The organism is Paenibacillus dokdonensis (assembly GCF_004916975.1).
In the GTDB taxonomy this organism is placed as follows: Bacteria; Bacillota; Bacilli; order Paenibacillales; family Paenibacillaceae; genus Paenibacillus_AQ; species Paenibacillus_AQ dokdonensis.
Window position 1 is genome coordinate 3258655 of record NZ_STGQ01000001.1, and the last position, 20058, is coordinate 3278712.

A 20058-nucleotide genomic window follows, 5' to 3' on the forward strand; every position below is an offset into this window, starting at 1 on the left:
AAACTGCCACTAAATTGTAATTTGTCTTATGTGAAATAACATCAATCATGTTATCTTACCCGTTTTGGAGCACTCCGAACTGGTTTTTCCACAATATTGTTTCAATGACATGAAAACGCTGTTTAATCAGATCAGACAATGGCGCTTCCCCCGTACGTTTAAGCTCCCCATTGAGCCCGCTGTCCCAATCTACCCTTCTGACATCCGCTGCGAGCAAAAGATGTTTTGTTCCAAGCCACTTGTCCTCAGCCACAAGCCTGAGCTTGACCTGATTCACATTAATAGTACTTGAAAAACTAAACGAAAGGAGATCCGCAATATTTTCATACATCTCCGAAAGCTTGGTATCCGGAGCCGATACGATGAGATCAATAGACATGGCTGGTTCATTCCATTCCACTCTGCGAATTGGCATAGTCAGAGGAAGTGAATGCAAGGCATCGACGATATTGTCATTGCTGAGCTCCCAGCCAGGTTGATGCAGAAGAACAGGCAATGCTTGTGGTCGGCGCGGCACCGAGGTATGAAGATTGCTGAATGGTAAGAGCAGAAGTACTGTTCCCAGTGTGATGAAGAGTGCAGCACTAGTTAGGATAAAGCGGTTCATGGAAAAGGCCTCCCTCGCTTGTTGTATCCTTTAGTTTAATCTTCATCGCAGAAGTCCATACCTCGATATACAACGAAAAAAAGCAGGCTATGCCTGCATTCTAGCTTTCACTCTCGATAACGCCGTGCTTAGTCTGAACCTCAGCCTTGCCACGAATTTTCATTGCAGAAGTATGATCGGTAAACTGAGCAATCAGGACCTCACCCTTGTCGAGCTTCTCCGTATGATGAAACTTGGTATCCGTCCCCCGGGTCAATCCGATAACTTGCACGCCGTTTTCTTTGGCCTTGACGACAATGTAATCCGTGTTATTGGTATTTTCCATTCTTCATCCTCCTCTCCTATTTCAATTTTATGGTCATAAGCTGTTAAGCTACCGGGCATACTGACACGGTATTTATTATAAAAGGGAGTGTTTGCGATGAACTATGAACCAGCACAGCTGGATGAAGAAACAGTATCCAAGCTTCGCGAGTTTGAGCAGCAAATGAGTGAAGCCGCAGGCGAAACTGTGGTTCTCATTGCTTATACGGATCAGGAAACATCCCGATAGAAAAGAAAAGGCCGTGAACAGCCTGCAGATCCATTCGGTTGAACCGAAAAGACTTGCAGGTATCTTCAATTCTTTACTGACAAAAGTTGAACAGTAAAAATTTGAAGATTCATCACGGTCTTGTTCTTGCTTACATATGGAATATGTAGAAATCTTATTTGATTCCGTCTTTGAGCGCTTTGCCTGGTTTGAAAGCAGGAATTTTGCTCGAAGGGATTTCGATTTCTTCACCTGTTTGCGGATTGCGTCCTTTACGTGCAGAACGTTCGCGAACTTCAAAGTTGCCAAATCCAACGAGTTGGACTTTGTCTCCGCTTTGCAGAGCTTGTGCAATGGATTCGAATACAGCGTCAACCGCTTTAGTCGCATCCTTCTTGGACAATTCTGCCGTTTCAGATACTTGGGAAATCAGTTCGGATTTATTCATTTCTATTTCACCTCCCCAATGATTGAATCGGTTGTTACTCACTCTTTCCGTTTTGCCGTAAAATATACGTTCATCTGTTTATTTTACAGATAGAATCGCCATAAAGCTAGTACAGCCGCAGGCGCGGACAAACTTATAGTAATACAGTGCAACTAGAATTTCAAGAGTTTTAAGCTTGAGAACGGTTTAAAACATAAAAAGTGACGACAAATACATGTCTATATACGCTTCTCTCCAGAAAATCAAGCCTAAAAGCCAGCTCGTCTCTTCTCATGATAACACTCCTGTTTCCCTTCAATTCATCACTCCTCGGCCGCAATAACTGCCAGGAATCAAATACAAATAAAATTAACAAATAAATGAATAAATATTAATTTTCAAATCGGTATATTGACAACACCATAGTATATATACCTCCTGAGATTCAGGCTATTTTAAAAGCAACATGTTATGTACTTTGTTAATGAGAACAGCAAAAAGCCGCAAGAGGAGTATTCCGCCTGCGGCTTTCTTTTTGCATTTTTATAAGATGATGGCAATGAGTCCGCCAGAGCCCTCGTTGATGATCCTGCCAAGTGTCTCCTGAAGTTTGTATCTCGCATTATCCGGCATCATGGCAATCTTGCCTTGAATACCTTCGCGGACGATGGAGTGCAGGGACCGGCCGAAGATGTCTGAATCCCAAATCTTTATCGGATCGTTTTCGAAATCCTGGATGAGGTAGCGCACAAGCTCCTCACTTTGCTTCTCGGTGCCGATAATCGGAGAGAATTCGGATTCAACATCCACCCGGATCATGTGGATCGATGGCGCAGTAGCCTTCAGTCTCACGCCAAATCTTGTACCCTGACGAATGAGCTCAGGCTCATCCAATGACATTTCCGCAAGAGAAGGTGCGGCGATGCCGTAGCCCGTCGTCTTGACCATCTCCAGTGCCTCAGCGAAGCGGTCATACTCCCGTTTGGCATGAGAGAATTCCTGCATCAGCTGCAGCAGATGATCTTTGCCGCGGATTTCAACGCCGACCACTTCCATGAGGATCTGGTCATATAGTTCATCCGGAGCGAACAAGTCGATCTCCGCTACGCCCTGACCCATGTTCATTCCGCTGAGAGCAGCACGGTTAATGAACTCATAATCCATGAACTGCGATACGACACGGTCCACATCCCGCAGACGACGGATATCCTTCACCGTATCGCGGACGGAATTTTCATAGTTGTTGCGGAGCCAGTGCTTCTCGTTCAGCACCATGACCCAGCTCGGCAGATTCACGTTCACTTCATGCACAGGGAATTCATAGAGAACTTCACGAAGAACCCCTGTGACGTCATCCTCAGTCATCGTAGCTGCGCTGAGAGACATGACCGGAATGTCATACTTTTCAGCAAGTTCATTCCGAAGCTGGAGTGTTTCTTCACTGCGCGGACGGGTAGAGTTGATGACAAGAACGAACGGCTTCCCCACTTCCTTGAGTTCAGCAATGACACGCTCTTCTGCCTCCACGTAGGAACCGCGGGGAATTTCGGCAATAGAGCCGTCTGTTGTAACAACCACGCCAAGCGTGGAATGCTCCTGAATTACTTTGCGTGTTCCGATTTCAGCTGCTTCCTGAAATGGAATCGGTTCCTCAAACCAGGGAGTGGAAATCATACGCGGACCGTTTTCGTCCTCATATCCCTTCGCACCTTCAACCGCATAGCCTACGCAATCCACCAGGCGGACGTTGACGTCCAGACCTTCAGCCACCTTAATTTGCACCGCATTGTTTGGTACAAACTTCGGTTCGGTTGTCATAATAGTTTTGCCTGCTGCGCTCTGCGGCAGTTCATCTACGGCTCTGGCACGGTCGGCTTCGCTTGCGATGTTCGGAAGCACGATGGTTTCCATGAACCGTTTGATGAAAGTTGACTTGCCTGTTCGGACCGCGCCGACGACACCCAGGTAAATATCCCCGCCGGTGCGTTCGGCAATGTCTTTAAAAATGTCCACTTTTTCCAAAAGAGATCCCCTCCTCATTTACTCCGAAGGAAAAATGCTTAAGAGCATCCGCTTCGTGTTCCATCTGGAGCCTCGAGCCATTGCAACGGATTGGAGCCATACAATGTCGTCAGTAGTCCGCCGCCGGGGTCAGAATTGGATCGGAAACGGCAAAGCGGCGATACTCGCTTTAGGCATTTGGACTAGTATCATATTATGTACCTATCAAAAACAATATGACGGGTATTTGCAAAATCTCATAACTTATAGATTGAGTTAATGTTGCTTCTGCCCATTCCCTCAACATTAGCTCATTCTATATACCCAAACTTTGCCCGGCCTCGTCATCCATCTCAGATATATGCGAGAAGATGTTCATCTATGTATATCAATTGGATGGAGGAAAAAAAGAAAGCCATTCTCCAAAGTGCAGAAGCACGATAGAGAACGGCTTTGAAGTTAATTCATTAACCTTCAGCATTTTATGACTGTGTTTGAATCGCGACCGGAGAATCACCGGACCATTTATAAGGCAGAGACTTGACGGGGACATAGTCCGAGGATTTCACGAGTTCTTCCCGCAAATCTTCCTCTTTGGAAGGCTTGAGCCCTTCCTTGTCAATCAACTGCATAATATCGAATGCATAGTCAACATAGACCACACCCGTCTGATCCATGATAAAATTCATGTCTTGACCTGAGTAGACACTTTTGAGAACAATATTTTTGGTATCCGCGAGTGCCGGATCTACCATATGAATACCTGCATACACTTCATCCCCGGCAGGGAGCTTACCGTCATGGGCAATCTTATAGCGGTTTACCGCACGCTGTACGTCGTTCACCTTCTGTACCGTTATCAGATCCATGACCTTAATCGTCGGGTCTGTTTCCTCATTCTGAATGATGAAATAGCCGCTGCCGCCTTTTTCAAACGCCGTGGTTGGTATTTCATCAATGAATCCCCGCTTTTGAAGCTGATCCAAATCAACGCGAAACTTTTCATATTTCGGGGTATCTTCATCCGCATTTAGAATTGGCAGCAGGCCCTGATCCTTCTGAAAATCATCAATAGCCGACTGAATCCGTTTCACGCTTTCACGGTAAGAGACCCTGTTTTCGTTCTTTTTATCATCCGGATACAAGCAACCGGTCAAGCTTACCGCGAGCAGAATTACCATAACAGCTCCCGCAGCTTTCCGGAAGCCTCCGGAGCGTCTAGAAAATGAAGCCTGAGTCACAATAATCATCCTTTATATCAATTGATATTATATTAGTGAGATGGTCTTACCACAGCTGATCCTGGTCTTCTTGCCGGGCCGCTTCCAATTGTTTACGGATGGCAGCCTTTAATTTATCTTCCGGTATGTCTATGGTTACGGGCCCTTCGATTTTGGACTGGCAGGACAGTCTGACACCTTGATGCACAAGCGATCCAAGCTTTCGTTTTTCAGATTCGGCCGGACGCGATAACTTAGCGCGGGCTTCTTCGTCCACGTTTATCTTGCACATCAGACATCCCATTTTCCCGCCGCAGCGTGTGGGGATATGTACTCCAGCCCGTTGTGCGGCAGCCAGAACAGTTGTACCATGGCTTACCACTGCCTTTTTGCCGGAAGGTCTGAATGTGATTTCATGTTTCATTTCGTGTATGGCTCCTCTCGCAATAGAGCTTGCAGAGGGTTTGCACTATCATTCCCGGTTCGGTTCAAACCTAATAGGCTTACTATTTGCCGGATATGCTTTTCTGTAAAGCTGCTGCTGTGTAATATTTGTCTTAAAAGCGGTATATGGGCCTGAAGATCTGTCCTCATTATCTTAGCAATTGCTTCATAACGGTCGGCCCGATTTCTGAGCATATTAAATACCAGTTCATGACTTAGCGGCATTAATGGTACAAATATTCCTTCTAATTCGATCACTTTGGCTTGTGATAACAACAGCTTATCCACATGCACTTCATAAAGACTCCCTTGAGCACGTACCCTAAAGCCACCCACCAATTCCATCGTATAATCTTCAAGCTCATAATGGCTTAGGATGGAATGGTATCTGACTGTTTCACTTAAAGCAGGCTCGTCAACAGAGCGATCCTGCAGCAGATGATGAAGCTCTGCCATATGGACTTGGTCCGTATAAACATCGATGTCTCTTGGCATCGCGTCCAGATGCACATTCTGGAGCAGAAGTCCGCAGCTACCGCCGATCAGCCAGCATTTTCCGGCTTGATTCAGCGTCTCAGACACCTGCTGCAGCGCATGCTGTAATTCGGATGTGATCTGCATGACTCACTCTCCTGTTCTTCCCATCCGTTTAGAAATAGGTTTTGTTACGCGCTGAAATAATCCCTGATGTCTTCACAACCGCCTGGCAGCCCAGACGGAAGCCTTCGTCAAATTCTTCCGGATCAAGGCGTTTATGCTCAGCTTCGGTTGGCTCCTCCAGAAACTCAGCACCTTCAAGCACCTGACATCTGCAGCGGGCACAAGTGCCGCGTTTACACATATGCTGCCAATCAATCTCATGATCCTTGGCGTGCTGAAGAATGGTCTTGCCCGGTTCAGGTACTACCATTTTCTCAATCGTATTGCCCTTAAGCTTCATCGTGGCTTCATGTGTCACAGTCGCTTCCACTTGAATAGCTTCTTGGGCCGGCTTTTTCTTGTCAAAAAGCATGCGGAAACGGTTCATCACATTAACGCCGCCATTCCTCCGAGAAATCCGACCACCATAATAATAAACGCCACAAAGGATAACGTCCCCCGAAGAACGCCGGTCGTTTTGGTACGTGCAAATGTAATTAAAAACACAGATAACCCCATTACCAGCATGGCAATCAGGGAAACCCACATTTTTGTCATCGGATCCATAGGCTCTGATTCTCCAATCTTTTTACGATGATATAAGCGTATTATAGCATGAAACTTGTCCACTTTCTTATCAAAAGATAAATGCATGATTCCATTGGAGCATGTACATACTTTTCTCTTAAAAAAAGAGCATAAAGTCTCGGAAGCCGCGAGGCTTCGTCGACTTATTGCCCTTTACGCTACAGTATTCATGAGTTATTTCTTCATCATTAATTTCATCAGCGATTCCATATTTTGCGTACTCATTCCGCTCTTTTTAACCGCGCTTACGATATCCTGTATGGTATCTTCGCTGACTGGAACATTGGCCATCGCGGACACCTGCTTGATCAGTTGGCGGAGCTGGGTCTCATTTTGCATAGTAGAAGGTTTTACGGTGCTGGCAAGCTTCTTAACGGCATTTTCCGAGATATTCTTTCCTGATTTCTTATTGACAACATTCAGAACATCCTTGGAAATATTTTTGCTCATCTTCTCCCCTCCTCCGGCAGTCCTCAAATTATATATATGAGGAATTGCCCTGAAAGGTGAAAAGCATCAGCTGTGCCACTGCTCCCAAGTTGCGAGCTTCATGGACTCCATTTCCGTCTTAGGATCGCGTCCCATCAACGCTTCCACCGCAATACGCGGGTCTTTGTCTTCAAAAAGCACTTGATACAGCTGATCAGCTATAGGCATCTGAACACCGAATTTTTCTGAAATTGTGTGAGCCGCCTTGGTCGTGCGGATCCCTTCCACCACCATGCCCATGGAATTCAGCACTTCATCCAGCTTCGTCCCTTGGCCGAGCATCGAACCTGCACGCCAGTTACGGCTGTGCTGGCTGGTAGCGGTAACAACAAGGTCTCCGACACCTGCCAGTCCGGAAAACGTAAGCGGATTCGCTCCCATCTCGACACCGATACGGGTTATTTCCGCAAGGCCCCGTGTAAGAAGAGCTGCTTTGGCATTGTCTCCGTAACCAAGTCCATCTGACATGCCTGCACCCAGTGCAATAATGTTCTTCAGTGCACCTGCGAGCTCTACACCAAGCATATCCCGATTCGTATACACACGGAAATCCGCATTCATAAACAGATCCTGGGCAACTGCAGCAGCCTTTTGATTGAGAGATGCGACGACAACCGTGGTAGGGCAGCGCCGGACCACTTCCTCCGCATGGCTTGGTCCGGAGAGGACGACAAGATCCCCTTCCGTGCATCCGAGCTCTTCAGAGATCACCGTGGACATCCGCTTCATGGTCTCGGTTTCAAAACCCTTCGTTGCATGGATGCAGATCATATCCTCACGCCAATAGGCTTTTAAGGATCGGGCAACCTCGCGCATCGCTTTGGAAGGCGCAACAATCAACACGGCGGCTGCTCCGTTAACTGCCTCTTCCATTTCAGTTGTCGCTTTCAGATTCTCAGGCAGACTTACCTCAGGAAGATAGCGGCTGTTCATGTGCTTTTCGTTAATTTCTTGTACTTGTTCTGCATTGCGGCTCCAAATTACCACATCCGGATGATTGGCGGCTAAGACGCTAGCCAGTGCCGTTCCCCAACTGCCAGCAACAAGTACAGCTACTTTATTTGACAATTCCCTTCCCTCCTTTGGATCCTCCGGAGCCTATTTTGTTTTCCCGACCTTGAACAATTTTCACAATATTGCTTCGATGTCTCCAGAAGGCAAACAAACAGATAACGAAGCTGGACCAGAAGATGGACCAGTCAAAACCAAAGATCAAACCAGAGATCAATAGAGAAATTGGGGTGAGCGCTACAAATACGAGCGACCCGAGTGATACATAACGTGTGATAACAATAAGCAGTATCGCGATAACTCCGGCACATAGGGCCGGAACAAAGCTGAGTGTGGCCATTACGCCAATGGTAGTGGCTATACCCTTGCCTCCGCGAAAGTGGAAATAGATCGGCCAGTTATGACCGATGATCGCAGCAATGCCGCAAAGAGCAGGAATCCATTCATTTCCGTCTCCAAGCCATCTGCCAACCAATACCGCAATGATCCCTTTTAAAACATCGAGCAGGAGCACGACAATAGCCGGTCCTTTGCCCAGAATACGAAGTGTATTGGTTGCTCCCGCATTCCCGCTTCCATGCTGGCGGATATCAATCCCTTTGAGCATTTTAGCCAGCACGACGCTGAAGCTGACAGAGCCGAGCAGATAACTCAGAACAATAGCTATGATCTGTAGAATCAATCTATTCTCCCCTAACTTTCATCCGATTTGCGCCGAGTAAAGATTCTAATCGGTGTACCCTCAAAATCAAACGCTCCCCGGATTTTATTCTCCAGGTAACGCTCATAGGAGAAGTGCATCAGTTCAGGATCGTTGACAAAAACAACTATGGTTGGAGGTTTCACAGCCACCTGGGTTACATAGTTAATGCGCATACGTCTTCCCTTATCCGTCGGAGGAGGATTAATCGCCACCGCGTCGGAAACAACGTCATTGAGAAGATGGGTCTGTACTCTAAGATTATGCTGTTCAGCCACATGCTGCACAACAGGAAGCAGCTTATGTAAACGCGACTTCGTTTTGGCAGACAGGAACACGATCGGTGCATAGGTCATGAATAGGAAATGATCACGGATCTTTCTATCAAACTGCAGCATCGTTTTATCATCTTTGTCCACAACATCCCATTTGTTCACAACGAATAGTGATGCTTTGCCCGCTTCATATGCATAGCCGGCAATGTGCTTGTCCTGGTCGATGATTCCCTCTTCGCCGTTAATAACGATCAGCACCACATCAGCACGTTCAATGGCGCGCATGGCGCGCATAACGCTGTATTTTTCCGTTGTTTCATATACTTTCCCACGCTTACGCATACCAGCTGTATCAATAAGCACATACCGCTGACCATCTTTCTCAAAAGGCGTATCGATTGCGTCCCGTGTGGTTCCTGCGATATCACTGACAATGACACGTTCTTCGCCAAGAATTGCGTTAACGAGTGAGGATTTGCCAACATTCGGCCGGCCAATCAAGGCCACACGAATAACATCTTCATCATACTCATCATCATTCAATTCAGGTAAAATCTCGACGATTGCATCCAGCAAATCGCCGATACCTGTGCCATGACTTCCGGAGATCGGAATCGGGTCTCCAAATCCCAGGCTGTAGAATTCATAAATCTCGTCGTGACGGCCGAGGTTATCGACCTTATTCACGGCTAGTACAATCGGCTTTCCGGAACGAAACAGAATTTGGGCTACTTCTTCATCAGACTGCGTCAATCCGCTCTTAGCATCACACATAAACACAATGACATCTGCTTCTTCAATCGCAAGTTCTGCCTGCATGCGGATGGATTTTAAAATAACATCGTCTCCATCAATCTCGATACCACCAGTGTCAATGACGCTGAACGGTTTTCCGTTCCACTCTGAAACACCATAAATTCGATCACGGGTAATTCCCGGTTTATCTTCCACGATGGCCAGTCTATCGCCGATCAAACGGTTGAAAATGGTTGATTTGCCAACGTTAGGCCTGCCAACGATAGCTACTACGGGTCTTGCCATATTCACTCCTCCTGTCAATACTTACGATTATCATCATAGCAAAAAACACTTATTTTGGCTAACGTTTCATCAGACTATGGCTCACTTTAATCCTATTTTCCCGAAGAAAATGGTTTCCATGCATCTTTGTGCCATATCTTCTCTGCATTTTAGCGAATCCCATGCCAAGATGATACTAGAATAGACAAAGTTATTACGTCTAAAAAAAAACAATCGGAAAACCCGGTAAAGGGTTCGCCGATTGTCATTTCCGAGACTGCAAAAATCATTTAAATTTGCTGAGTTTGTCTCCAAAACGCTCTCCAAGCGTAATGCTGAGGCCTTGGTTACTCAGAGATACGTTAGGATTGTCCTTAAGCTCATCCTTATGGTTGCTGCTTCCTCCTCTAGCTGGTCTTTCCGATCTAGGAGCAGCAGCCGGAGCTTCTTCTGTTTCTTTGATGCTGAGACTCACACGTTTTTCTGCAGTGTTGATGTCGAGGATTTTCACCTGAACCTCTTGTCCTTCTTTCAGGACTTCCTGCGGAGTTCCGATGTGTTTATGAGAGATTTGGGAAATATGAACAAGTCCTTCAACTCCTGGAGCAAGCTCAACGAATGCGCCGAATGCCACAAGACGTTTAACTTCGCCTGTAACTACATCACCTGTGTTGAATTTCTCTGCTGCAGAATCCCAAGGTCCAGGTTGAGCAGCCTTCATGCTGAGGCTGATTTTACCTTTTTCAGGGTCTACTTTAAGAACTTTAACCTTCACTTTGTCTCCTTCGGAAACAACGTCGGCTGGCTTTTCAACATGATTCCATGCCATTTCAGACACGTGAACCAGTCCGTCTACTCCGCCTACATCAACGAATGCGCCGAATTGCGTCAGACGTTGAACGGTACCTTCGATTTCTTGTCCTTCTTGAAGCTGGGACATCACTTGCACTTTGTTGGACTCGAATTCTTCGTCGAGAACATCTTTAGCGGAAAGAATAACCTTGTTGTTTTCACGGTCAATTTCTTTCACTTTCACGCGCAAAGTGCGTCCTTTGTAGTCGCTGAAATCTTCAACGAAATGACGTTCTACCATGGAAGCAGGAATAAAGCCGCGAACACCCACGTCAGCAACGAGGCCGCCTTTAACTACGTCTGCTACAGTCACTTCGAGCACGTCTTTAGCTTCAAAATGCTTTTCAAGCTCTTCCCAAGCATTTTCACTATCGATCGCACGTTTGGAAAGAACAAGCTTTTCCTTTTCGTCGTCAATGCTTACTACTTTGCATTCAACTTCTTGACCAACCTGAACCGCATCTGATGCGTTGTCCAGATGAACAGAAGACAGCTCACGAATCGGAATCACACCGTCATATTTATATCCAATGCTTACATAAGCCTGGTTGTCCTCCAGCTTGACGATTGAACCTTTCACGGTGTCCCCTTTTTTCAAGGATACGAATTGGTCCATTTCCTCTTGGTTTACTTCAACTTCCTGATTTTTTGTTTCTTCCGACATGTCAATACCCTCCTCAATTCAAAAAAAGCCATTTATTCAAACCTGCTGAAGCAGAGTTCAAAACATTCAAATATGTGTTTAATATCTTTCCAATAAGTGCTTGCCTTCATTCACGGGACCGTTAATTCACCGTAGGCTTTCCGGTCTTCTGCATCTCATGAATTCGGGACATAATTTTGTCAGTCACGGCATCTACCGCTTCTGCGGACTCCATGTCAGCAAATTCGGATAAATCTAGCGGCTTCCCGTATATAACTTTCATTTTCCGTAAAAACTTGTAATCACCAATGATTGCAGCCGGCACGACTGCGGCTCCGCTTCGAAGAGCAAAGCTTGCAGCGCCTTTTTTCGCAGCACCACTGTCAGAATTACGTGTTCCTTCCGGAAAGATCCCCATGATTTCGCCACCCCGCAAAATTTTCAGGGATGTCTTAAAGGATTCTTTGCTGACGCCTCCGCGTTTTACCGGAAAAGCGCCAAGCTGTGTAATGAGCCAGCCAAGAACAGGAACCTGAAACAATTCTGCTTTTGCCATGAACTTGACTTTGCGTCTGAATTTAATTCCCACCGTCATGGGATCAAGTATGCTGATGTGATTCGAGCAGAGCAGAACTCCGCCTTCATCCGGGATGTTTTCCTTGCCTACCGCCTCTAGACGATACATAAAAGCAAATATCACCCGCAGCAATCCCCGGCAAAAAATATAAATCATGTTTCGTTCTCCCCATCCTTATGAGTTCGTATGAGTTCTGCAATAAGAAACAATCGTTTCCACAACCTGAGGGATGTCCATTTGCGTCGTATCCAGAACGATGGCATCTTCTGCACAACGTAGAGGTGAAACTTCACGTCCTTCATCCAGACGATCACGTTCTGATATATCCTTCTCAAGCTGTTCCAAGGTCAAACCTGGTGCATCACTCATCTCTTTAAAACGGCGGAGAGCACGTTCCTTGACGCTGGCCGTCATGAAAACTTTCAATTCGGCATCCGGCAGTACAGTTGTTCCGATATCCCGTCCATCCATAACGACGCCTTTGCGTGCAGCCATCTGCTGCTGGAGTGCTACCAAATGCTTGCGTAACCCTTCAATTTGCGCATATTGCGACACCATGCCATTCACTTCCTGTGAACGGATAAACGGCGATACATCCTGACCATCCACCAATACCTTCTGCCCATTGGCACCCGGTATTAATTCAATCACCATGTTTTGAACATGTTGAAGCACTTCAGCGGAAAATTCCGGCAAAATTTTATGCTTCAGCATATACCAGGTTACTGCCCGGTACATGGACCCCGTGTCCACGTATATGTAGGACAGCTCATTGGCCACCAAGCGGGCAATCGTGCTTTTGCCTGCCCCGGCAGGACCATCAATTGCAATATTGATCTTCAAGTTGTTTCCAGTCCCCTGCCTATCCAAAGGGGCATTCCTCCTCAAACACAAACGTAAGAAAAAAGCAGGCACTGCCTGCGACGTGAAAATTATACCACACAACATACACTGATGCAAAAAAGACCCGTGAAATCAGTCATGCCAATCCTTGACATTCCGCTCTTTTACAGGGATACCATCCAGTCGATCCACCGGTGAGATAAAAGGGCGCAGATAACGGATATGCAGTGCGGCTTGAAAGAATATTAAGGCAGCGATTAAAAAGATCAGCAGGATTTTGGTAAGCCTTCCTGCTTGTGCATTCAGCCTTTCAAATAATAGCAAATACTGTTTTACCTGCTCTTTTTCGTTCATAAAGATGCACTCCCGGATTTTTCCTATAATGTTTCCGGAAAATGGCTGCATTATTCTAGAATCATCTCATAAGCAGGAACATTTTAACGTCTGAAATCAAATTGTCGTTCAAAGCAATAACGGATCAGCTTTTGGCGTTCCATATCTGCAATCGTTGTGAATTTGACCATGACAATTTTGCGGCCATTCTCAAGCACCTTGATGCGGACGACTTCGCCGTTAAACGGCACATGTTCAATACTTCCGTTTTTATAAGGAACGAGAACCCAGCAAGATACGCCTTCCCCCTCCGAAATACGGTGGTTGGCGTCGCAGTAGAAGGACAATCCGCCTCCCCCCACATCATCCGTACGGGCAACGAAGCGGAGCATCTTGTCCGTTTTGACAGCTACCTCCAGCTCTGCATGGACACGCAAAAAGCTGCGCCGCTGGATTTTACTGATGGATTCGGGTTCGGGTCTGCGGATCCGCACCATCCGGATAACATCTTCTTTATATCCAAAGACATAGGAATTGAAATAATTTTTGATTCCGCCCTCGGTCATAAAAAAAATGGATAGCTCGTCCCCGATAAACAATCGCTTCAGCCGTCCGGTGCCCTCCTGCATTGGCACCTCGATGAGAATCGAATCCTCGTCCATATCCCCAATTCTGGATTTGTACTGAATGTTCGCTTCTTTTTCATCCCCTGAATCTACGCTAATAAACAATAAGTCACCAATTTTAGGATACAAAAAAGTTCACCGCCAGCTCATATATTAACCGCATATCCTGATTATACCATGTCTTTCGTCACAGGTAATATGTGTTTTTAAGCAAAAAAGAAGCCTCTTTACGAAAGAGACTTCTTGATAGCTGGGTTAAAAGTCATTTATTTTACAGCAGCCTGCTGGTCTGAAGATTTGAGCTCCTCAACAATTTTTTCCGAGCCGTCAGCAGCATCCATGTATAAACGGTATCTTGCTCCATTAATGTTTCCTCCGAATTCGTAGCAGAGCGTTTCCTTGGATTGGTCATCCTTAATCAATGCCAACCGGCTGTAAGTCTCCTTGAACTCGGGGTTTATCTTTTTGCGGACCTCATCAATGGTCATCTTTGGCTTCGGCAGATTGCGTTTGCCTTTGTGCTCATACACATAATCGCTTGCCTGGAACCCTGTGACTTCACCATTATCCAAACCGACTCGGACCGTGATTTTTTCAGGATATATCAAAACACCGTCCTGTACGCTGACATAAGTGAGGTTGCCCATATTCCCATATTGGTCCGCGGTTACAGCTGTCATATCTTTATAGCCCTTTTTATTCAGAAACTGGTTAGCCTTTTCTTTGGCCTGCTTAATGGTTACCGATTTCTTACCGATCTTCCGATTGTCATGGTAGCTAATCAGAAGTCCGCCTTTTTTGGTAAAGTCCATGGAAACTATAGCAGGCAAGTTTTTGGATTTAACCGTAGCCGTATAGGACTCCCAATCCGTCCCCTTGCCGTTTTCTGTTACCTGAATGGAGGCTTTGGAGCCTGCATCCGCGAATTTCGCAGCCTTACGCTTAATATCCTCCTTGGATACCGGTAAGCCGGACAGCATTTTAACTGAACGCTTGTCGTAAATGCTTGATACAGCCGGTCCCCAGTTTAGTTCCGGATATTCACCAACCCGCTTGTCCACCGTTTTGAAACCGTCGATGATCGTGTTGTCGAGAGCCTTCTCCTCAGTTGCCATAGCACTCTCTACATCCATCCAGCGAAGCCGGTTCTGAATAACCTTGCTTTGCACGGTCTGCAGATCCTTGGTGATGTCTGCCGAATTCTTATACAGAGCTTTGAGGTTTTTAAACTCATCCTGTGACAATGGCTCCTTATCCAAATTACGCATCGAAGTCTGATACGAGAAATTTGAAATCCGGGACAGAAAATCCTCTGTCTTATTAAAAGGAAGCATCGTCAGCGGCAGCTGGTTAATCTCATTCTGGGCCTCGCTAGTCAGTCTCCAAACATTAATTAACCCTTTGCGGTGCATTGCATTGGAGGTAGAGCTGACTGCAAGCGTGTTGCCAAGCTCACTATGCAATCGGTCCATATGGTAGGACAAGTCATGAAAAGCCCGCTGATACTGGTTCTCGGCTTTAATGAGAACTGCGTTTTTCTCTTGATTCTCCTGATACCCCCACACGAAAGCCCCGATCATAAAGAGGGTGACGATGGGAAACAAAACAGCGCTTAGTCGCTTGTACATAATTGCTCGAGTCTCCTTTCTTCAACTGTATAGATCAAAACCAAAGCCCGCGGCGTATCACAGCTGATTTTGATCAATCTACTATATAAATGAACTAAAGTTTAGCCTTGCATTTCCTTGATTCTTTAGTTCAATTTATATCGTTGCTGCTGTTAGTTTGACAAGAAGAAAGGAGTCTTATGCATCTTATGGCAGTATACTTTATCCGGATTTTTAACTTAGATCGGCAGTTCTTCAATATCGAACAGATTTTTATTGTTGCACAAGCATTGCTTAAAACCTGTCTCAATCCGTCCCCGGTCTCTTTTTCCCCTTAATATAAAACGTTCTCCACATTGTCTGCATACAATCGTGACTTTGACACGCAAAAAAGGCACCCTCCATCCTGTATGGATTTCCAAAATTGGAATCTCGTAGGATAAAGTGTGCCCATTTTTATTAGGTATTAACCTCTTCTTCACGTTTGACGAACCTGAATGGAGAGCGGTTGTTAGCCCGGTATACCTTCCCCATTCCCCCATACCACAGAAACGCCATCAACGGAACGATAAACCATATCCAGTATTGGGTCATCGTGGCAAGAATCAGATCATAAACGCCATGCCAGAACCAAGGAATGATCATGGAGTAAACCAAGTAACGTTTAGCCTTCCTTCCCGTGGAGAAACGGGCGCGTCCCAGATAATAACCCATCATAACCCCAAACATAGCATGGCCTGATACTGGCAGCAGCGCCCTCAGGAACATCGCTCCGATCGAAGCGTGACTGTACCAGGCGTACATGACATTCTCCACCGTAGCAAATCCAAGGGAAATGGCGACCGCATACACAATCCCATCGTAAGGCTCGTCAAATTCGGTATGGTTGTAAATCATATGGTACAGTACAAACCATTTCAGAAACTCCTCAACAAACGATGAAATGATGAATGATTCGATATAGGGATTGCCTCCAAACCCGCTCGTCATCCCCCGCTGGATGATCATCACCGGCACAACAATCAGAAAGCCGAGCACAAACACCTTGATGACCATCATGAGTGGTTCCTGCTCATATCTGTCTTTCAGATAAAAATACGTCAAAAGGGCTAGACCCGGCGCTAGCGCCGAAGCTATGACTGAAAACCAAAGCACCGTTTCTTTCCCCCTTTTTCCGTGTGTATTTCGCTTTAAAAAGCAATTCATCCCATGAAATCATTGTTCATGGGATGATGTCACTAATTTAATCCTGCCGTTTGAAATGCTCACGTATGCTCGCGATAGCATTTTCCTGCATGACAACCTTACCGTATTCGTCAAGAACAGCTTCTGTATAAGAAGCAGCTTCTCCGTATTCTGCCAAAACGGCTATGAGTGAAGGATGCTTGCTGGAATCAATCTGTTCAGGATCCATGTACAGCACCCATTTATCTTTATAATGATAAAGACGGCCTGCCTCTGTAATATGACCGCCGAGAACATGCGCAGCTTCAATGAGTATCTCAAAATCGTTGAAAGCATACACGATGGAGTCGCTCTGCTCCAGGGTCACTTCCATTTCATACACTTCTTCGGGGAGCTCATCTTCCCCTAAATGACTGTAATGCGAATGATCATATTTCCCACGTGTCACGATGACGACCATGCCTTGAGCAGGCAGAGCAAAGACTTCTACAGCGAGCGGTCCAGTTGCGTCAAAACCAAGTTCATTATAGGCTTGATCCATCATTTCGGTGAACAGCTCGTGGACCTTTGGAAGCTCTTGCCACATGTCTTCCTTCTGGATTCCGCGCTCACTCAAATCGTCGAACGTGAGGAAAATCCGTATCTTATCTGAGCTCAATCGTTCTATTTTCATGACAGGATCCTCCTCTGTAAGCAATGATATAACAAATTATGATGTCCCCCATAATGTGTGCTGAAAATAGTTCTATGTAAGTATGTTATCATTATATAACCAGAAATGCACGCTGTAAAATAGACAAAAAAAAGAATCATTCCGAGCATTATCCGCTCTGAAAATGATTCTAATGGCTTGCGTTTCGTTTACATTCCAGGTATGACCGTATTGGTTTCCTTCATAATCATGTCCACTTCTCTTTTCACATCAGGATTTGAGTTGATGAAGTCATTGATTTGCTTCATGCTTTCATCCTTGGAGTGCATCTGAACATGCTGGCTGCTGTGGCTCGCTGAACTATTCATTCCAAGGGAACTCATATCCATCATTTTTCCCGCATTTTGAGTGATTGCGGAAGTGATCGAGCCTTTGTTTTTGGACATGATAGCCGTAGCTGCGGCACCAATCAGCACACCGCTTATAAATGACGAAGTATTCACAATTACAACCTCCTTGTGTGATAAACTCAAGTGTATTGTTCGCGGAAATGGATATACTCATGCGGCATAAAAACAGGAAAGTGAGATGGAAAAATGGTTAAAAAGACAGCTGCGCTTCTTCTTGTGACTGCCTTGTTGTTAAGCGCATGCGGCGACAAAAACGAAACGACTGCAGAGAAGAATCAAAGCACAACTACCCAGGATAGCACTAAAACGACGACAACAGCCGTTCCCGGCTCAAATGACGATTCAGGACATGAGAATGCTGCCAATGAGAATCAAGCCGGAGAAGCCGGCAAGGCTGGCGCTGACGCAGCGGAAGTACCAGGCACGCAAAAAGATGGTACCCAGGAAAACGCGGCCGGACAAAATGATGAAAATGCTGCCGTGCCTTTGAAATACCACATGAATAAGGCATACAATATTGTCCCTAATGAAGAAGGCACGGAGAAAAAGGTCGTACTGCTGACATTCGATGATGGTCCTAAAAAGGCGGAATGGATTAACAGCTTGATTGATACGCTGGACAAGCATCATGCCAAAGCCATTTTCTTCGTAAACGGATACCGGGTCAAAGAAAATCCGGATTTGCTGAAGCTGATCCATGACCGTGGACAGATTATCGGCAATCATAGCTGGGATCACATTTCCTTACGAAAAGAACCAGAGGCAAAAGTGAAAAAGCAAATAGAAGATGTACAAAAGATCGTAAAAGATACCATTGGAGAAACGCCAGTGTTCTTCCGGCCTCCTTTCGGAGAAGGCGGAGATGTCGGCAAGAAGATTGCGAAGGAAAACGGACTTCTCTATATGACCTGGTCAAACGGTTCTCTCGACTGGACAATGAAATCCAAAGGGACAGATAATCCACAGAAGGTGATCCAAAATGTTATGGACCAGCTGCATGCCGGAAGCAATATTCTGATGCATGAGCTTTCATGGACCACCGAAGCGCTTGATCAGCTGCTGACCAAGCTTGAGAGCAAGGGTTACACGTTTGTGGATCCCCGCAGTATAGAACTTGAAATGAGATAATGTGACAAAACTAAAAAGGCACTCTTCCCAATTCATCGTCGGGGCGAGTGCCTTTTCGTATATACAGGACTATCACTTTAGCTTATCAGCCGTGCCTTTCTTCAACCGGATAAGGTGCATCTCGGCAGGACAGCATAAGCGGAGCGCGACACGCCTATTGCCGAATCCGCGGCTGATCAGCATTTGCGGCAGCTTCACAGCAGATTGCGGCTGATACCATCTAAACCAGCCACAATCATATTTGCGGTAGAAAGCGTTCAGTCTTACCGCCCCGAAAAATGGCAATCTGATTTGCCCGCCATGCGTGTGCCCTGCGAGAATCAAATCCGGTTTGTTGGGAGCAAAGCGTATCCAGGCGGGGTCATGTACTACTACAATCCTGCACGCCTTAGTATCACTGTCCGGCAAATCCGGAAGATCAGGATAACCATCCCGCTTGGTTAGCGGCTGGTCGACGCCTGTCAGGCATACCTCTTCCCCATCTCGTACCAGCCGTATGTTCTGATCCCTTAGTAGAATTCCACCCGTATCTCTCAGCACTTGTGCCAATCCTTCGGGATCTGCCTTCAGATCATGATTGCCGTATACGGCGTATACCTGACCCACACCTGATAAAATCTCCAAGTTTTCCTTCACACGTTCCAGCGGAACGTTTTTCTCCATCATATCCCCGCCGAGAATTACCCAATCCGCTTTGCCTTGAAATTCCTGCAAATATTTGTTGGAAAGCTTGCGCTTGTGAATATCGGATATAAAAAAAATGCTGCAGCCATCGAAAGCTTCCGGCAAACCTTCCATCATAACTTCTGAATGCGTAACGGCATGAAGCCGTGCCTCATAGGACATCCTCGCAAAGAGCAGCACACAGCATACGATGAGGAATCCGGTGATCCAAAGCAGCACTGCAGTTACCATAAGTCCTCCAGCGGAGGTGCGCCCTTCACTCCCCAGTACACAAGAAATGCCGTCAAAACAAGGAACAGGAAAAATAAAGAGTTGGTAAAGTACTTACTGATCACATTTCTGCGTGAACCATAGGTTTCAGAACGTGCCGGGGCAGAGTCCAGCTCCTCTTCTGTGCTTGCTGCTCCATACCCCGCTTTATGCTTATGAGCGCGGGAAGGGTATGTTTGTTTAGGATCGGGCTTTGGATCAGATCCCTGCGAGGCTTCTGACCGGCTGTCTGCAGGAGAAGGTAAGGCTCCGCGGCTCTTCCTCTCCTTCATTGCTCTCACCCTGCTCAAAGGAG

At 46.1% G+C, this 20058-nt stretch carries 26 protein-coding genes; 2 read left to right on the forward strand and 24 right to left on the reverse strand.

What is annotated here, in order from left to right:
- Nucleotides 1-55: 55 nt before the first annotated feature.
- Nucleotides 56-607, reverse strand: coding sequence for a hypothetical protein (locus tag E6W40_RS15070; protein WP_136606196.1), 552 nt, complete (start codon nt 605-607; stop codon nt 56-58).
- Nucleotides 608-707: 100 nt separating this feature from the next.
- Nucleotides 708-932, reverse strand: coding sequence for a trp RNA-binding attenuation protein MtrB (mtrB, locus tag E6W40_RS15075; protein ID WP_136606197.1), 225 nt, complete (start codon nt 930-932; stop codon nt 708-710).
- A 96-nt stretch (nt 933-1028) separates the two neighbouring features.
- On the opposite strand from mtrB, the gene E6W40_RS30295 reads away from it, so the two are divergent.
- Nucleotides 1029-1160, forward strand: coding sequence for a hypothetical protein (locus tag E6W40_RS30295; RefSeq protein WP_281281460.1), 132 nt, complete (start codon nt 1029-1031; stop codon nt 1158-1160).
- A gap of 154 nt (nt 1161-1314) precedes the next feature.
- On the opposite strand, the gene E6W40_RS15080 is transcribed toward E6W40_RS30295, so the two are convergent.
- From E6W40_RS15080 to E6W40_RS15175, 20 genes are all read right to left on the reverse strand, one after another.
- Nucleotides 1315-1587 (reverse strand): HU family DNA-binding protein, encoded by a 273-nt coding sequence (locus E6W40_RS15080; protein WP_136606198.1) that lies wholly within the window; start codon nt 1585-1587, stop codon nt 1315-1317.
- A gap of 522 nt (nt 1588-2109) precedes the next feature.
- Nucleotides 2110-3588, reverse strand: coding sequence for a stage IV sporulation protein A (gene spoIVA, locus E6W40_RS15085; RefSeq protein WP_136606199.1), 1479 nt, complete (start codon nt 3586-3588; stop codon nt 2110-2112).
- Nucleotides 3589-4049: 461 nt separating this feature from the next.
- Nucleotides 4050-4817, reverse strand: a complete 768-nt coding sequence (locus E6W40_RS15090; protein WP_425464926.1) for a hypothetical protein — start codon at nt 4815-4817, stop codon at nt 4050-4052.
- A 37-nt stretch (nt 4818-4854) separates the two neighbouring features.
- A complete protein-coding gene (locus tag E6W40_RS15095) occupies nt 4855-5211 on the reverse strand; it encodes a 2Fe-2S iron-sulfur cluster-binding protein (protein WP_136606201.1) in 357 nt (118 codons plus the stop codon).
- Complete coding sequence (locus E6W40_RS15100) at nt 5208-5852, reverse strand: nucleotidyltransferase domain-containing protein (RefSeq protein ID WP_211147011.1); 645 nt, start codon at nt 5850-5852, stop codon at nt 5208-5210. Before E6W40_RS15100 ends, E6W40_RS15095 begins: the two co-directional genes overlap by 4 nt.
- A gap of 28 nt (nt 5853-5880) precedes the next feature.
- On the reverse strand, nt 5881-6258 hold the full coding sequence (locus tag E6W40_RS15105) for a 2Fe-2S iron-sulfur cluster-binding protein (RefSeq protein ID WP_342774709.1): 378 nt from the start codon (nt 6256-6258) through the stop codon (nt 5881-5883).
- Nucleotides 6258-6437 carry a DUF2768 family protein gene (locus E6W40_RS15110; RefSeq protein ID WP_127602835.1) on the reverse strand — a complete coding sequence of 60 codons (180 nt, stop codon included), beginning with the start codon at nt 6435-6437 and terminating at the stop codon, nt 6258-6260. The genes E6W40_RS15105 and E6W40_RS15110 overlap by 1 nt, the downstream gene beginning before the upstream one ends.
- Before the next feature lie 195 nt (nt 6438-6632).
- The gene (locus E6W40_RS15115) at nt 6633-6908 is read right to left on the reverse strand and encodes a stage VI sporulation protein F (RefSeq protein WP_136606202.1); all 276 of its coding nucleotides are present in this window, start codon (nt 6906-6908) and stop codon (nt 6633-6635) included.
- A 66-nt stretch (nt 6909-6974) separates the two neighbouring features.
- Nucleotides 6975-8015, reverse strand: a complete 1041-nt coding sequence (locus E6W40_RS15120) for an NAD(P)H-dependent glycerol-3-phosphate dehydrogenase (RefSeq protein WP_136606203.1) — start codon at nt 8013-8015, stop codon at nt 6975-6977.
- Nucleotides 8005-8640: a glycerol-3-phosphate 1-O-acyltransferase PlsY gene (plsY, locus tag E6W40_RS15125; protein ID WP_136606204.1), complete on the reverse strand. Its 636-nt coding sequence runs from the start codon at nt 8638-8640 to the stop codon at nt 8005-8007. The genes E6W40_RS15120 and plsY overlap by 11 nt, the downstream gene beginning before the upstream one ends.
- Before the next feature lie 11 nt (nt 8641-8651).
- Nucleotides 8652-9974 carry a ribosome biogenesis GTPase Der gene (gene der / locus E6W40_RS15130; protein ID WP_136606205.1) on the reverse strand — a complete coding sequence of 441 codons (1323 nt, stop codon included), beginning with the start codon at nt 9972-9974 and terminating at the stop codon, nt 8652-8654.
- A gap of 265 nt (nt 9975-10239) precedes the next feature.
- Nucleotides 10240-11469 (reverse strand): 30S ribosomal protein S1, encoded by a 1230-nt coding sequence (gene rpsA / locus E6W40_RS15135; RefSeq protein ID WP_136606206.1) that lies wholly within the window; start codon nt 11467-11469, stop codon nt 10240-10242.
- 121 nt (nt 11470-11590) lie between these two features.
- Entirely contained in the window at nt 11591-12181 is a 591-nt protein-coding gene (locus E6W40_RS15140; RefSeq protein WP_136606207.1) for a lysophospholipid acyltransferase family protein, read from the reverse strand.
- A gap of 18 nt (nt 12182-12199) precedes the next feature.
- Nucleotides 12200-12895 carry a (d)CMP kinase gene (cmk, locus tag E6W40_RS15145; RefSeq protein WP_136606208.1) on the reverse strand — a complete coding sequence of 232 codons (696 nt, stop codon included), beginning with the start codon at nt 12893-12895 and terminating at the stop codon, nt 12200-12202.
- Between the two features lie 105 nt (nt 12896-13000).
- Complete coding sequence (locus tag E6W40_RS15150) at nt 13001-13222, reverse strand: hypothetical protein (RefSeq protein ID WP_136606209.1); 222 nt, start codon at nt 13220-13222, stop codon at nt 13001-13003.
- Nucleotides 13223-13305: 83 nt separating this feature from the next.
- A complete protein-coding gene (locus E6W40_RS15155) occupies nt 13306-13956 on the reverse strand; it encodes a flagellar brake protein (RefSeq protein WP_136606210.1) in 651 nt (216 codons plus the stop codon).
- 137 nt (nt 13957-14093) lie between these two features.
- Nucleotides 14094-15455, reverse strand: coding sequence for a germination protein YpeB (gene ypeB, locus E6W40_RS15160; protein WP_136606211.1), 1362 nt, complete (start codon nt 15453-15455; stop codon nt 14094-14096).
- A gap of 438 nt (nt 15456-15893) precedes the next feature.
- Nucleotides 15894-16589 carry a glutamic-type intramembrane protease PrsW gene (gene prsW, locus E6W40_RS15165; RefSeq protein WP_136606212.1) on the reverse strand — a complete coding sequence of 232 codons (696 nt, stop codon included), beginning with the start codon at nt 16587-16589 and terminating at the stop codon, nt 15894-15896.
- Between the two features lie 88 nt (nt 16590-16677).
- Entirely contained in the window at nt 16678-17292 is a 615-nt protein-coding gene (locus E6W40_RS15170) for a genetic competence negative regulator (protein ID WP_136606213.1), read from the reverse strand.
- 188 nt (nt 17293-17480) lie between these two features.
- Nucleotides 17481-17774: a hypothetical protein gene (locus E6W40_RS15175; RefSeq protein WP_136606214.1), complete on the reverse strand. Its 294-nt coding sequence runs from the start codon at nt 17772-17774 to the stop codon at nt 17481-17483.
- A gap of 93 nt (nt 17775-17867) precedes the next feature.
- On the opposite strand from E6W40_RS15175, the gene E6W40_RS15180 reads away from it, so the two are divergent.
- Complete coding sequence (locus E6W40_RS15180) at nt 17868-18809, forward strand: polysaccharide deacetylase family protein (RefSeq protein WP_136606215.1); 942 nt, start codon at nt 17868-17870, stop codon at nt 18807-18809.
- A gap of 72 nt (nt 18810-18881) precedes the next feature.
- On the opposite strand, the gene E6W40_RS15185 is transcribed toward E6W40_RS15180, so the two are convergent.
- The gene (locus E6W40_RS15185) at nt 18882-19724 is read right to left on the reverse strand and encodes a metallophosphoesterase (protein WP_136606216.1); all 843 of its coding nucleotides are present in this window, start codon (nt 19722-19724) and stop codon (nt 18882-18884) included.
- Entirely contained in the window at nt 19718-20035 is a 318-nt protein-coding gene (locus E6W40_RS15190; protein ID WP_136606217.1) for a hypothetical protein, read from the reverse strand. The genes E6W40_RS15185 and E6W40_RS15190 overlap by 7 nt, the downstream gene beginning before the upstream one ends.
- Nucleotides 20036-20058 lie beyond the last annotated feature (23 nt).

What these genes read in the sequence shown, in the direction of transcription:
- E6W40_RS15070 (WP_136606196.1), bottom strand. Translation starts at nt 607, where the DNA reads ATGAACCGCTTTATCCTAACTAGTGCTGCACTCTTCATCACACTGGGA.
- mtrB (WP_136606197.1), bottom strand. Translation starts at nt 932, where the DNA reads ATGGAAAATACCAATAACACGGATTACATTGTCGTCAAGGCCAAAGAA.
- E6W40_RS30295 (WP_281281460.1), top strand. Translation starts at nt 1,029, where the DNA reads ATGAACTATGAACCAGCACAGCTGGATGAAGAAACAGTATCCAAGCTT.
- E6W40_RS15080 (WP_136606198.1), bottom strand. Translation starts at nt 1,587, where the DNA reads ATGAATAAATCCGAACTGATTTCCCAAGTATCTGAAACGGCAGAATTG.
- E6W40_RS15090 (WP_425464926.1), bottom strand. Translation starts at nt 4,817, where the DNA reads ATGATTATTGTGACTCAGGCTTCATTTTCTAGACGCTCCGGAGGCTTC.
- E6W40_RS15095 (WP_136606201.1), bottom strand. Translation starts at nt 5,211, where the DNA reads ATGAAACATGAAATCACATTCAGACCTTCCGGCAAAAAGGCAGTGGTA.
- E6W40_RS15100 (WP_211147011.1), bottom strand. Translation starts at nt 5,852, where the DNA reads ATGCAGATCACATCCGAATTACAGCATGCGCTGCAGCAGGTGTCTGAG.
- E6W40_RS15105 (WP_342774709.1), bottom strand. Translation starts at nt 6,258, where the DNA reads ATGAACCGTTTCCGCATGCTTTTTGACAAGAAAAAGCCGGCCCAAGAA.
- E6W40_RS15110 (WP_127602835.1), bottom strand. Translation starts at nt 6,437, where the DNA reads ATGGATCCGATGACAAAAATGTGGGTTTCCCTGATTGCCATGCTGGTA.
- E6W40_RS15115 (WP_136606202.1), bottom strand. Translation starts at nt 6,908, where the DNA reads ATGAGCAAAAATATTTCCAAGGATGTTCTGAATGTTGTCAATAAGAAA.
- der (WP_136606205.1), bottom strand. Translation starts at nt 9,974, where the DNA reads ATGGCAAGACCCGTAGTAGCTATCGTTGGCAGGCCTAACGTTGGCAAA.
- rpsA (WP_136606206.1), bottom strand. Translation starts at nt 11,469, where the DNA reads ATGTCGGAAGAAACAAAAAATCAGGAAGTTGAAGTAAACCAAGAGGAA.
- E6W40_RS15140 (WP_136606207.1), bottom strand. Translation starts at nt 12,181, where the DNA reads ATGATTTATATTTTTTGCCGGGGATTGCTGCGGGTGATATTTGCTTTT.
- E6W40_RS15150 (WP_136606209.1), bottom strand. Translation starts at nt 13,222, where the DNA reads ATGAACGAAAAAGAGCAGGTAAAACAGTATTTGCTATTATTTGAAAGG.
- ypeB (WP_136606211.1), bottom strand. Translation starts at nt 15,455, where the DNA reads ATGTACAAGCGACTAAGCGCTGTTTTGTTTCCCATCGTCACCCTCTTT.
- E6W40_RS15170 (WP_136606213.1), bottom strand. Translation starts at nt 17,292, where the DNA reads ATGAAAATAGAACGATTGAGCTCAGATAAGATACGGATTTTCCTCACG.
- E6W40_RS15180 (WP_136606215.1), top strand. Translation starts at nt 17,868, where the DNA reads ATGGTTAAAAAGACAGCTGCGCTTCTTCTTGTGACTGCCTTGTTGTTA.
- E6W40_RS15185 (WP_136606216.1), bottom strand. Translation starts at nt 19,724, where the DNA reads ATGGTAACTGCAGTGCTGCTTTGGATCACCGGATTCCTCATCGTATGC.
- E6W40_RS15190 (WP_136606217.1), bottom strand. Translation starts at nt 20,035, where the DNA reads ATGAAGGAGAGGAAGAGCCGCGGAGCCTTACCTTCTCCTGCAGACAGC.